Source organism: Thioalkalivibrio sp. ALMg3, assembly GCF_000381225.1.
Taxonomy (GTDB): Bacteria; Pseudomonadota; Gammaproteobacteria; order Ectothiorhodospirales; family Ectothiorhodospiraceae; genus Thioalkalivibrio; species Thioalkalivibrio versutus.
Window position 1 is genome coordinate 14,067 of record NZ_KB906225.1, and the last position, 11,798, is coordinate 25,864.

At 66.1% G+C, this 11,798-nt stretch carries 10 protein-coding genes; 5 read left to right on the forward strand and 5 right to left on the reverse strand.

What is annotated here, in order from left to right:
• Positions 1–201 precede the first annotated feature (201 nt).
• Together F622_RS0108245 and F622_RS0108250 are read right to left on the reverse strand one after the other, a co-directional pair.
• The gene (locus tag F622_RS0108245; RefSeq protein WP_018950763.1) at positions 202–597 is read right to left on the reverse strand and encodes a sulfur globule family protein; all 396 of its coding nucleotides are present in this window, start codon (positions 595–597) and stop codon (positions 202–204) included.
• A 588-nt stretch (positions 598–1,185) separates the two neighbouring features.
• The gene (locus F622_RS0108250) at positions 1,186–1,659 is read right to left on the reverse strand and encodes an SgcJ/EcaC family oxidoreductase (RefSeq protein WP_026304744.1); all 474 of its coding nucleotides are present in this window, start codon (positions 1,657–1,659) and stop codon (positions 1,186–1,188) included.
• A gap of 282 nt (positions 1,660–1,941) precedes the next feature.
• On the opposite strand from F622_RS0108250, the gene F622_RS0108255 reads away from it, so the two are divergent.
• Entirely contained in the window at positions 1,942–2,736 is a 795-nt protein-coding gene (locus F622_RS0108255; RefSeq protein ID WP_019571677.1) for a class III extradiol ring-cleavage dioxygenase, read from the forward strand.
• A gap of 70 nt (positions 2,737–2,806) precedes the next feature.
• Here F622_RS0108255 and F622_RS0108260 read toward each other — a convergent pair whose 3' ends face one another.
• On the reverse strand, positions 2,807–4,339 hold the full coding sequence (locus F622_RS0108260) for an L-lactate permease (RefSeq protein ID WP_018175704.1): 1,533 nt from the start codon (positions 4,337–4,339) through the stop codon (positions 2,807–2,809).
• 212 nt (positions 4,340–4,551) lie between these two features.
• Here F622_RS0108260 and F622_RS0108265 point away from each other — a divergent pair, with 212 nt between their 5' ends.
• The 3 genes from F622_RS0108265 to F622_RS0108275 all read left to right on the forward strand — a co-directional run bounded on the left by F622_RS0108265 (position 4,552) and on the right by F622_RS0108275 (position 9,721).
• Positions 4,552–7,011 carry an EAL domain-containing protein gene (locus F622_RS0108265; protein WP_019571678.1) on the forward strand — a complete coding sequence of 820 codons (2,460 nt, stop codon included), beginning with the start codon at positions 4,552–4,554 and terminating at the stop codon, positions 7,009–7,011.
• A 168-nt stretch (positions 7,012–7,179) separates the two neighbouring features.
• On the forward strand, positions 7,180–7,821 hold the full coding sequence (locus F622_RS0108270) for a hypothetical protein (protein WP_019571679.1): 642 nt from the start codon (positions 7,180–7,182) through the stop codon (positions 7,819–7,821).
• Positions 7,822–8,197: 376 nt separating this feature from the next.
• Positions 8,198–9,721, forward strand: a complete 1,524-nt coding sequence (locus tag F622_RS0108275; RefSeq protein WP_019571680.1) for an NAD(P)H-dependent oxidoreductase — start codon at positions 8,198–8,200, stop codon at positions 9,719–9,721.
• Positions 9,722–9,757: 36 nt separating this feature from the next.
• Here F622_RS0108275 and F622_RS0108280 read toward each other — a convergent pair whose 3' ends face one another.
• Both F622_RS0108280 and F622_RS14125 read right to left on the reverse strand, forming a co-directional pair.
• The gene (locus tag F622_RS0108280) at positions 9,758–10,453 is read right to left on the reverse strand and encodes an MOSC domain-containing protein (RefSeq protein WP_019571681.1); all 696 of its coding nucleotides are present in this window, start codon (positions 10,451–10,453) and stop codon (positions 9,758–9,760) included.
• A gap of 70 nt (positions 10,454–10,523) precedes the next feature.
• Entirely contained in the window at positions 10,524–10,667 is a 144-nt protein-coding gene (locus F622_RS14125; RefSeq protein ID WP_018175713.1) for a hypothetical protein, read from the reverse strand.
• Positions 10,668–10,797: 130 nt separating this feature from the next.
• On the opposite strand from F622_RS14125, the gene F622_RS0108290 reads away from it, so the two are divergent.
• Entirely contained in the window at positions 10,798–11,775 is a 978-nt protein-coding gene (locus F622_RS0108290) for an OmpA family protein (RefSeq protein WP_019562981.1), read from the forward strand.
• Positions 11,776–11,798 lie beyond the last annotated feature (23 nt).

Sequence of the window (11,798 nt, forward strand, 5' to 3'; positions counted from 1 at the left end):
AAAACGGGGGGCTGAACACGCGAAACGTCGAAAACAGCGATGAAACGAGGATAAAGCGTCAATTTCAGGCTAGATGAGGAATCCCATGATTTTCCGGGAGGCGAGATCCGGTGTGAAATGCGGGGTGCAGGAACGTGACCGGCCCGGCCTGCCATGGGCAGACCGGGCCGGTTGATTATCGGCCGGAAGGCGCGATCGCGATCAGTTGTCCTGATCTTCAGGCTGATCCGCGGCCATCTGTTGCGGAGCCCAGGCTGCACCCTGGTAGGGGGCGGGGTGGTAATACGGGGCATAGCCATAACGCGGGTAGTAGTTCCCGTAGTGACGGCCGTAGTAGTCGCCGTATCCATGCCCGCTGCCGTATCCATGGCCGCGACCGCGCATGCTGAAGTCGAAGTCGCCGAACATGTCGCCGAGGCCGAACCAGTCACCTACGCCGCGACCCCAGCCGGGACCGTACCCGTAGCCGGGACCGTAGTAGGGGCCATGATTCGGCGCGTGATAGCCGGGACCCCACCACTGGGCCGAGGCATGCATCGGGAATGCAAAGGCGCCGATCAGCGCCGCGGTAGAAAGAGCTTTGGCCAGCTTGTTCATGGCAATACCTCCTCAAGTTAACAACCACTTAAACAAGACCAAATGTCTCGGGGCATTCGGGGCCCCGCCTGCTGGAGGGCGGGGTTTTGGGCCCGCCAGTACCTAGCGGCTTCCATCGTAAAAGAAGAAAATCCAGATAATCTGATATAGGTCAATTTTTTGACGGAATGTTGACCTTTTGGCGGGGGTTGGCTGCGGGGTCCGTCGAAAAGTCGACGTTTTCGAGGGTCGCTGACCGGCATCTCCCTGAATCTCAGGGCGAGAGTGCGGATGCCATGCCGTGGATCGCGGCCCGGGATAGTCCGGTTTTCAGCAGCGCAGGGGATGCAAAGGCCATCTTCCGAGAGGACCGATGGTCACGTGATGGCGGTGGAGACGAGGGCACCGCTGGCGCGCAGACGGGTGGATGCGGGGCGGAACATGGTGCGGGCGGGAGTGATCTCGCATCCATCGGAGTGGGCGCGGGGCGGACATCGCGAGACCCAGGCGTCACCACCTGAACGCTACCGCGTCATGTCCGGTGGAGACGAAGCCAGAGGGTCTCCATGATCTAGTTCGCCGCGGTGCCAGTATGCCGGTTCCGCGCGCCTACCGATGCACGGCGGTGTTTTGCCCGAACCGAATCTGCCAGCCGTGATGACCGTCGTGTTCGAGCAGGAAGCTCATGCGTGTGTGCAGGACGCCGTCCCCCCGGTCCGGGAGGCCCGCAGGCATGGACGCGATGTTCGAGACCCGCAACAGGGCTTCGGCGAAGGCCGTGTCATCGCTCAGCATGGTGATGTCCTGAACGTCCACGCTGAGCGACGTTCCGGCAAAGGGGCCCTGCAGGACTTCGGTATGCCGTTTGGCATTGGTCGCGCGATCATTGAAACGCGTCCCGAACAGGTTCACGAGCCCCGCATCTTCCTGATAATCGCGTGCCCAGGCTTCGCCGTCGCCGGCCTCCCATGCGGCCTCTTTTGCCTCGAGGATCCGCTGGATCTCGCCCGGGTCTGCCCACGCATGGGTCGACGTCAATGCGGCCAATGGCAAAGCGGCTAGTAGAAACCATTTCCTGGACATGCAGCCTCCGGATGCTGGGGGTGACACACGTTTCCCGTGTACACGAAAAGCTGGATGCACGCCAGTTGCGGGAAGCGGATTGCATGACGAGACTGACGGTTGGGGTGACGGGCCCAGTCCCGAACCGGACGATCAGTGCAGGGCGGTCGTTGGTCTGGCAGTGACTGCGGGCGCTTGTCGGCTCCAGGGGTGCAGGTCTCAGCGTTGATGGACACGGGCGCAGGTAGGTAGCGGGCTTGTGTGGGTGACCGGACGACCGGGATGCAACGGCGGGAGCGAAGGATGGACAAGACGCAGGCGTTGTTTTTGTCCCATGGCGGCGGGCCGCTGCCACTGCTGGGGGACCCAGGGCACACGGCCATGGTGGAGAATCTGGAGGGTCTGGCCGGGCGCGTGCGGGTGCCCGATGCGCTGGTGGTGGTGAGTGCGCACTGGGAGGCGTCGGTGCCGACCATCACGTCCGGGGCGAATCCGGGGCTGATCTACGACTACCACGGGTTTCCCCCGGAGTCGTACACCATCGAGTATCCCTGCCCGGGCGAGCCGGCACTGGCCGCGGAGGTTCATCGACGGCTGCAGGAGGCGGGCATCGATGCGCAGCTGGACCCGGCGCGAGGGTTCGATCACGGGCTCTTCGTGCCGCTGAAGATCATGTATCCCGAGGCGCAGGTCCCATGCGTTCAGCTTTCCCTGGTGGAGACGCTGGACCCGGCGCAGCATATTGAGATTGGACGGGCTCTGGCAGGGCTGCATGAATCCGGTGTGTGGGTGGTGGGGTCTGGCTTCTCGTTCCACAACCTGCGCGCCTTTTTCACGCCCGATACGCAGGAGGCCCGGCAGCTCAACCAGTCGTTCGAGGCCTGGTTGGAGGCCGTTTGCTGCGGGCGCGCGGACGCGGAAGATGCACGGGCGGCCAAGCTCGTGCACTGGGATACCGCGCCGGGCGCCCGGTTCTGCCATCCGCGGGCGGAGCACTTGTTGCCGCTGCATGTCTGCTACGGAGTGGCGGGTGGCCCCGCGGCGGAGCGTATCGGGATGCAAATTATGGGCAAGGAGGCCAGTTGTTATCGGTGGTAGCCGAGGCCACGGAAAGGCGCCCCAGTGTCGCCTTCCGGTAACCCGTAGCGCGGGCCGACGCCGCCCTTGGCTACCAGGCGAGTGCCAGCAAGCCGGCCCCGAGGCAGACCACGATGACCGGGATGATGGTCTCGCGGATCACCTGACCCTCGCGCGCCTGCAGACCGGCGGCTCCGGCCGCCATGGCGATGTTGTGCAGCGAGATCATGTTGCCCACCCCGGCGCCGATCAGTTGCAGGGCGAGTACGGTCGGGAGCGCCATGCCCAGGGCATCGGCGGTGTCCGCCTGGAGTTGTGCAAACAGCAGGTTGGAGACGGTCGCGCTTCCGGTCATGAACGAGCCCAGCGCGCCGAGGAAGGCGCTGAACATCACGAAGGTCCCGCCCAGTGATTCCGCCAGGCCCTGCCCCAGCACCTGTGGCATCGACGGCAGGCCGGCGGCGTTGGAGCCGGAGCTCAGCAGGAGCTGGGTGAGGGCGATGATGAACGCCAGCACGATGGCCGCCACGCGCAGTTTGCCCCAGGTGGCGGCCACCGCCTGACCCAGCGTGGCGCGGCTCACGCGGAACAGGATCAGCGCGGTGAGCAGGGCCAACCCAAAGTAGAAATAGGGTGTGTACAGCGGGGCCAGGCTTTGCCCCAGCTCAATGCCGTGGAACTCGCCCGGCGACCAGCGCACGGACTGCAGGGCCTCGCGCAGCGGCATGATGGTGCGCGAGGCGATCAGTGCCACGGCCATGACCGCGAACGGAACAAAGGCCAGGAGCACGCGCCCGACTGGGGCCCGCTCGACCTCTGGGTGCTGTTCGTGCCCAGGTAGCAGGAAGCCGCGATGGGCCGCCAGGGCAATCACCGCCATTGCCACCACGCCGCCGATGATCGCGGGCAGTTCCGGCCCCACCAGCCAGGCAACCAGCAGATAGGGGATGCCGAACGCCAGCGCCGATAGCACGGCGAAGGGCACGAACTCGCGGAAGCGCCCGCGTTCCTCGCCGAGGGTTGCCACCCAGACCATGAATAGCGTAATGAACGGTGCGAGGACGGTGTGGATGACCGCCGTCTGCAACACGGCCGAGCGGGTGGTCTCCGCATCCAGGCCGAGGCCGGCGAAGCCGATGATCACGGGCGTTCCGGCCGCACCGAAGGGGACGGCGGTGCTGTTGCCGATCAGGGCGATGGCGACCGCCTTCAGGGGCCGCATGCCGAAATACACCAGCAGCGGTGCCGCCAGTACCGCGGGGGTGCCGAAGCCGGCGATGCCCTCTACGAAACCGACCAGCCCCCACCCCAGCAGCATGGCCAGCACCCGGTGGTCGCGCGAGACGCTAGCGATGACTGACTGGATTGCACTCATGTGCCCGGTCCCGATCATCACGTTCAGCACCAGCAGTGCCATCAGGATGATCAGCAGGACCTCCACGAAAACGATGGCAGCATCCAGCAGACTCGCTACCAGCACCGTGCCCGATATCTGCCAGACCAGAACGGCCAGCACCAGGGTGGCGAGATAGGCGATGGGCGCCGCTTCAAAGGCCGGCCGCCGCAACGGCACCAGCCACACGAACAGCAACACGAACGGCACCAACGTGAGCCAGAACAGCACGATCCCTCTCCCGTTATGCGCAAGGCGTCATCCTAACCCAGGGCTCGGTTCGGGAATAACCGAATCAGGCTGCCACAAGGCCCCTCGGCGTTATGCCCCGCGAAGAGCTCGCTGGGTCGGGCAGCATCCTGGAGGTCAGGGCCGGACGCTCGGCCCCATGGGCCGTGGATACTTGTCTATAGTGAAGCTGAATTGCTCACGTCCGGGTCTACATGATGCAGAACTCCGAAACCCAGTCATCCGGGGGCGCCTCGGATGCCCTTGATACGGACTTCTTGAAGAAACTTCCGAAGGTGGTCGATGACCTCAGGGACCGCTGGTATATCGTGCGCCAGCGCGGGTTCCGGCCACAGGACGTGATGGATGTCCGGGGCATAACGCGGGCTTTGGTGAGTGGTCTGACCGGCTCGGCAATGGATGACTCCTTCACCACCGCTCGCCGGATTGATGAGCGTCTGGCGCAGTATGCGGCCACCACGGTGCGTCCCAACCCGGCCGATCTCGAGACCATTGGAGCCCTGGTTCTGCGGCTGCGTGAAAGTGTGCGGGGCGAAGTGCCGCTCGCCGCGTACGACGCCGAGACGGCCGCGCCGGCCCCGACGCTCCAGCGGCCTCTGGTATGCCTGTTCGGGGCGGATGCTTCGCCGGAGAACGAGACCGCCTTGCTGCTGGGAATACACGGCTATGCGGTTATTGCGTGCGCCGACGAGGCAGCCCTGCCGCATCCGGGCGACGCGACCCCACCCGACGTGATGATCGCCGAACTGGCGGCGATGGATGACGCCGAACTGTCGCGGCTTGTCCATCTGCGTGACGGTTCGCTGCCGGGCGTGCCGCTGGTCATCCTGGCGCCAGTCAGCGGAGGAGCAGCAGGACAGGCCGAGCTGCATGTGCTCCGCGCCGGTGCCGATGCCCTGTTGAAGCGGCCCGTGACGGACCTGGACTTGGTGGGCGCCATACGCGGGCTGGTGCAGGACGACTTCCTGACCCCTTACCGGGTGCTGATGCTCGGCGCGGACGCCGGGTCTGTCGAGGAGCCGGCGTCCATGTTGCGGCAGGCCGGGCTGGAGGTAGGTATCAGCGTGGACCCCCTGGAGGTGGTTGATCGAGTGGCGGATGGTCGGCCAGAGGCGGTAGTGATCGCCGGGTCTTTGCCGGGGGTCACCGCGGAGGAGATCGGCCGCCTGCTGTTGCCCCACGACATGTCTCTGGATATCCCCCTGTTGGCTTTGGGTGTGCCGGGGGCACCGGATGGCTCGCCCGGCAATGGGATGATCGACTACCTGCCGCCCGCCAGTACCGATGCGGACATCGTCTGCCGGGTTCGTGCGCGGGCTGCATGGCACCGCCGTATTCGGTCGCGGGCGCACGGCCAGGCCGAGCTTGGTCGTGCGCCGACACTGGTGCATCCCCTGGAGTTCGAGCGTCTCGTGTTATGCCATCTCGACGGCCTTGATCCTGCGCAGGGGGCCGCGGTGGTCCTGCAGTGGGCGTTCGATGACCCGGGGATACTCCTCGCCCGCCTCGGTCCGATCGACTACCAGCAGACTCGAAACCAGTTCGTGCGCCGGATTCGCGAGGCCATGGCCCCGGGTGATCTGGTGGTGAGCCATGGTGAGGCGTGCTTGATTGCGATTGCCCAACGCAAGGACGTGAAGGAGATCGTCGAACTCGCGCAACGCGTGCATGAGCAGACTGCCGGTGCCGCTGTGTCCGGTCTCCCCGGTGGAACCGTTGCGGCCAGCATCGGTGTCGGACAGGTGATGTGGGAACGTCCGCTCAAGGCTCTGGACCGTGCCATCGCGCTTTGTAGCGAGGCCCGCGACAGCGGCGGCAACCGGGTGCAACTGGATCCGGAGTTGCTGACGCCGAATCTGGAGGTCGAAGAGCGCAATCACTGGCGGCGCACCATTGCCCATGCCATCAAGGAAAAGCGACTGTTCCCGGTGTTTCAGCCGATCGCGAATATCAGTGGGTCCGATCAGATCGAGCGTCACGAGGTGCTGCTGAGAATCCGCGAGCCGAATGGCAAGATCCTGTTGCCGGGACAGTTCGTCGAGATGGCGGAACGGCTCGAGCTCGACCGGCATCTCGATCGCTGGGTCATCAGTAATGCCCTTGGCATCCTCAATGCCCGAACCGTGAGCCATCCGCAGTCGCGGCTGTTTGTGAAGATGTCCCGCGGCTCGCTCGGCGATTCGAGCTTTTTGCCCTGGCTGGGCAAACAACTTGCCGTGCACCCGGTATGGCCGGGAAGCCTGGTTCTGCAACTCCGCGAGGGCGATGTGCTGGGCCGTGTGGATCAGCTCTCGGCCTTCGGCGATGCGCTTCGGGATTTGGAGATCCGCATCGCCCTGGAACACTTTGGCGCCAGTACCGATGCCGATACGCGCCGGATGCTTGCCGAAATGCGGCCCGACTACGTCAAGATCGCGCGGGAACTCACCGTGGGGCTGCATTACTCCGCCACGCCTTCGTTACGGCTCAACGGCCTCCTGGGTCAGGCCAAGGAGGTCGGTGCCTACACCATGGCCAGCTATGTGGAGGATGCCGATGGTCTGGCCTTGTTGTGGCAGGCCCAGATCGACCTGGTTCAGGGGAACTTCATCCGGCAGCCAGAGGAAGAGCTGCGCTACGAACTCGAGTTTCCCGGCCTGGACGACGCGGGCTGATCGGCTCGGTGAGACAGGACAGTACGCCTGCGAAGAATGCGGTCAGGCCGGCAAGGCGCAGGGGGCGGTCACGAGCAACGGATGGTCCAGGACGGTAGGATCGGCAGGCGGGGTCGCCAGGCCCCGCAGCGACGGACCGTTCCAATCACATGACGCAGGGAGGCGTTCATGATTCTTCTGGTTGTATACAGTTTCGCGGTACTGGCCGCATTGGTGATGCTGTTGTCGCGACGGCGCGCCGCGCTTGGCGTGCGGGTGTTGTATGCCTTCGCGACCTTGGCGCTGCCCTTTGCCACGGTATTGCTCGCGCATGCGCTGAACGGTGGCGAGCCATCCGGGGCGGGGGCTTTCGGGCTGGTGCTGTTCGCGTTCCTTGGCAGCCCGTTGTTGATGTGGTGGGTGTTTGCCTATCGCCACCCTGCAGGGGTCCCCGAGGACCCTGCTGAGAGGGGCATCGCGCCGGGGTCACCGCCGCCGGAGGCGGCCAGATCGGCCGCGCCGGATGCCGTCCAGGAGTCCGCGGTGGCCGCGGCACAGCGGTCGACTGCGCGGATGCACCCCTTCCGCCGTGCGGCGATGGTGCAGACGCCGGGGTCGCTCCTGCTGGGATTGGGACTGGCCGAGAAGCTCGGGGATAATGACGGTCCGATCTTTCCGTTTCTGGCGAATGGCTGGCTGGTCGACGGCATGCTGGTGCTGGGGGCGGTTCTGTTTGCCGTATCGCTCCGTATGATCGTCGCAGAACTGCGCCGGCCGTCCGCACCGCAACGGGATACCGATGCGCTCGGAATCCGTAACCCGCGTCGCTGAGCCACCCGCAGACGCAGTTCGCCGCGACCGCTTCTTGTGAACTCTTTAACGGAACGGCGCTTCTGCGTATGACGGATCGGTAGCAAGCCTCTCCGGCGCGGGCTATTTTCTGGGTGGAGCCGCTGTGGTGGACGAATTCCTCGACTCGCGGGATCGGCGCTAAAACGGCCGGTCGGCGCGGACGGAGGACTTGTGTGGGGTCGTGGGTATGAATGAGTAGCGCGGTGCGGAGGGTTTCGTCATGCAGGGATACGTCGTCGGCAGGGTGGAATCCGATTCGCGGGCAGGGCCTGGCTTGCGGTACCCATGACGTCGGTGGTTGTCACCGTGGCGGGCTGGAGAACGAAGGTATGACGACCGCATGGAGTGACCCCGCTTGAAGGTGCTCGTCATCCTCGGCCACCCGCGCACCGATAGCCTGTGCGGGGCGCTGGCCGAAGCCTACAGCGAAGGGGCGCGCGCGGCCGGGACCGAGGTGCAGTCCCTGAATCTGGCGAGCCTGGAGTTTGATCCGCACGTCCACACCCCTTCGCCCAATCAGCAGCCACTCGAAAAGGATCTGGAGGCCGCACGCGGCCTCGTCGAGTGGGCTGATCATCTGGTGTTTGTCTATCCCACCTGGTGGGGCACCATGCCGGCGCTGCTCAAGGGTTTTCTGGACCGGATCATGACGCCGGAATTCGCCTTTCGCTCCTGCGAGGGCGGTACCGGGTACGAAGGGTTGCTGCAGGGCCGCTCGGCGCAACTGATCACGACCATGGATACGCCGCCGCTAATCCACCGGCTGGTGTATCGCCAGCCAGGTGCCAATGCGATGGCGCGCGCCACGCTGGGGTTCTGTGGGGTCCGGCCGGTGCGCTCGTTGATGTTCGGTTCGGTGCGCCATAGCGACGAGGCCCAGCGCAAAGCCTGGTTGCAGCGCGCACGCCAGGAAGGGCTGCGTCTGGCCAAGGGGCGCGAAAGTGCGGGCGAGTGGCTTGCGCACAAGGCCGGTGCCTGGCTCCAGGCGTTGCGCTTGCAGTTCTATCCGATGACCTTTGTGGCCTACGCGGTGGGGGCGCTGGTGGCCGCCCCGGCGGGTGGGGTGTTCGGCAATCCGGTGTTCTGGCTCGGGTACCTGTGCCTGTTTCTACTGGAAGTGGCCACGGTGCTGGTGAACGAACGCGTGGACTTTGGCTCGGACCGGCAAAACCGGTTCTATGGTCCCTTTACCGGTGGGTCGCGCGTGCTGGTGGAGGGGCTGTTGTCCGCGCGCGAGCTGGGCGTGGGGATTGCCGGCGCGCTGGTGGGCTTCGCCCTCGCGTTCGTGGCATTGCTGGCGACCGCACCCGGAGATTCGGGGCCGATCCTGACGGTGATGGCCGTCCTCGCGATCCTGGCGATCGGCTACACGGCGGCGCCGCTGAAGCTTAGCTCTCGGGGGCTGGGCGAGCTCGATGTCGCGCTGACGCACAGCCTGGGCGTGCTGCTGTGTGGCTATGTGTTTCTGGCGGGCGACTGGACCGCGTCCTTGCCCTGGCTGTTGAGCCTGCCGCTGTTCCTGGCGATTGTGCCGTCGATCACGCTATCCGGGATTCCCGACCGCGAGGCGGACGCCGCGGTGGGCAAGGGCACCCTGGCCGTGCGCCTGGGGAACGACGGTGCGCTTTGGGTGGCGTTGTCGTTCACCATCCTGGCGGCCGCCAGCGGCGCGTCGTTCGATGCGCTGGGATGGGCGCAGGGGGCCTATGCCGGGATCGGGTATGTGGTGGTCCCGTATGCCGCCTGGCTGGTCTGGCTCCTGTGGCGTGCGCTGCACCGCGAAGACCCCAGGGGGCGCATCGATGGATTAATGGCGGCATCCCTGGGCTATGTGCTCTGGTTCGGACTGTTCCCCCTGGTGAACCTGGTCATGGGCTGATGGTGGGAGCCATCGTGGGCCAGTGCGTGGCACGCGTTATTTGGAGGGCGGTTCACCGGTGAGGCTCTGCTGGCTGCTGGCATCGGGTGCGCGGCGCAGCTTTCTCCGGGCCTTCTCGCGCCAGTTGGGAGCCAGGGTTTCGCAATCGGCGAGTAGCTGCAGGTGCTGGCGGTTCGGGCGCCGGTAGACCGCGGCCATTGCGGCCGCGATGCTGAGGCTTTCGGGCTGGCGTTCGAGCCGTTCGATCGTGTCGCCCGCGGTGAGGGTGCCGGGCTCCAGCACGCGGTAGAACCAGCCGCAGCGCCCGGTTTCCTGGACCTCGCGCGCGAGGCCCGGGATGTCGAAGCGGGCGTCGAGCTTCCAGCACGGGGTGCGGGGCTGGCTGACCTGCACCCGGGCGGTACCGATGCGATAGATGTCGCCGATGTGCACGCTGTGTTCGTCCATGCCGTGGCTGGCCAGGTTTTCGCCGAAGCCGGGGGGCACGAAGCGGGTGGCGCGATCCGGGTACTGTTCCTGCCACCCGGCGTACCGATCGAGGCTGTAGTGGAGCAGGGCGCGCTCCGCGCCGCCGTGGTTTTCCGGGTCCGCCTGTTCGTCACCCGCCAGGCCAAGGCACTCTACCGTCACCGCGCCGGCCACCGGCTGCTTGTCGATGGCGCTGGCGCGGCCATTGGCGAAGTCCGTGGCCACGCGGCCGGTGTAGATGCCGATGAGTCGGTTGGCAGTCATGCGGGTGCAGTCCCGGGCTTGCGCGGAGTCTTGACGATACAACGTCCGTACACCGGTGACGACCGGTCGTTCAGCGCCCGCGCAGGTAGAGCAGCCGCGCGATGAAGGCGATGCCCAGAATGATCCAGCCGATGGGATAGGGCAGCACGCCGGAGAAGAAGGCGGTCAGGCTGGCGACCAGCAGGGCGCCGATGACGAGCAGGGGGATGTCCATGCCCTTGAGAGCCGGGATTCCCGTCGATGTTCCGCGGCGGTCGGTCGGGGCGACGGCTTCGGGGTTGCAGGGTGCCTTGCGGCTGGGGTATCCGTAGGGCCGTATCTTGGGTATGGACAGGGGGAATTACATGGGGAAGCGTGCGAACACGGCGGTTGCGGGCTGGGTCGTCGCGGGGCTGATGGGGGTGGGCAGCGCGGGCGCGGCCGACATCGACGGGGCTGGGGATCACCCGGATGTGCCGCGGGTGGCGGGTTCGTACATCGTGTACCAGGACCAGAGCGACTTTGACCGGCTCGCGGTGCCCACCGGGCCGTGGGACGGGGATGGGTTCGAGTCGGTCGAACGGCTGGAGGGCGAGGTCCTGCGGCTGAGCTACAACTTCGAGGACCCCAGCGTAACCACGCTGCGGGTGAAGCGCAGCTACCTGCAGGCGTTGGAGGCACGCGGTTTCGAGATCCTGTTCACCGGCTCCGAGGAGGAGCTCTCGGGCGGGGCGGGACGGACCTTTTTCCGGGAATCCGGCCTGTTCGAGCGCGGGGCGCGCGATTGCTGCCGGGTAGCCAACCGGGATCGTCAGGTGCGCTACATCGCGGCGCGCTCCGAGGCCGGGGATGTGCTGGCGGGGATTGCCGTGTTTAACGCCCGTCGGGTCGACGGGCCGGCGGTCTCCAAAGCGATCGTGACCGCGGAGGACATGGATACGACCATGGATCACCAGCCGCTGACCGCCGGCGAGATGGAGATCGGCCTGATCGAGGACGGCCGCGTGGCGGTGCAGGACATCCTGTTCGAGGTGAACAGCGCGGCGATCCTGCCGGAATCCGCCGAGGCGCTGGCGACGATCGCGGACCTGATGAACGAGCAGTCATCCATGGAGCTGCTGGTGGTCGGGCATACCGACAACACCGGTGACTTTGACTACAACGTGTCGCTGTCCCTGGAGCGCGCGCAGTCCGTGGTGAACTGGCTGCGCGACGGGCACGGTATCGCAGGCAGCCGGCTCCAGGCCGCCGGGGCCGGGATGATGGCGCCGGTCACTACCAACCGCACGGAGGCAGGGCGAGCCCAGAACCGCCGTGTGGAGCTGGTCGAGCGCGGCGGATAGCGGCGCGGGCCGGACCCGAGCCG

Excerpts from the sequence above, each read along its gene's own strand:
- F622_RS0108245 (WP_018950763.1), bottom strand. The coding sequence starts at position 597 with ATGAACAAGCTGGCCAAAGCTCTTTCTACCGCGGCGCTGATCGGCGCC.
- F622_RS0108250 (WP_026304744.1), bottom strand. The coding sequence starts at position 1,659 with ATGTCCAGGAAATGGTTTCTACTAGCCGCTTTGCCATTGGCCGCATTG.
- F622_RS0108255 (WP_019571677.1), top strand. The coding sequence starts at position 1,942 with ATGGACAAGACGCAGGCGTTGTTTTTGTCCCATGGCGGCGGGCCGCTG.
- F622_RS0108265 (WP_019571678.1), top strand. The coding sequence starts at position 4,552 with ATGATGCAGAACTCCGAAACCCAGTCATCCGGGGGCGCCTCGGATGCC.
- F622_RS0108270 (WP_019571679.1), top strand. The coding sequence starts at position 7,180 with ATGATTCTTCTGGTTGTATACAGTTTCGCGGTACTGGCCGCATTGGTG.
- F622_RS0108280 (WP_019571681.1), bottom strand. The coding sequence starts at position 10,453 with ATGACTGCCAACCGACTCATCGGCATCTACACCGGCCGCGTGGCCACG.
- F622_RS14125 (WP_018175713.1), bottom strand. The coding sequence starts at position 10,667 with ATGGACATCCCCCTGCTCGTCATCGGCGCCCTGCTGGTCGCCAGCCTG.
- F622_RS0108290 (WP_019562981.1), top strand. The coding sequence starts at position 10,798 with ATGGGGAAGCGTGCGAACACGGCGGTTGCGGGCTGGGTCGTCGCGGGG.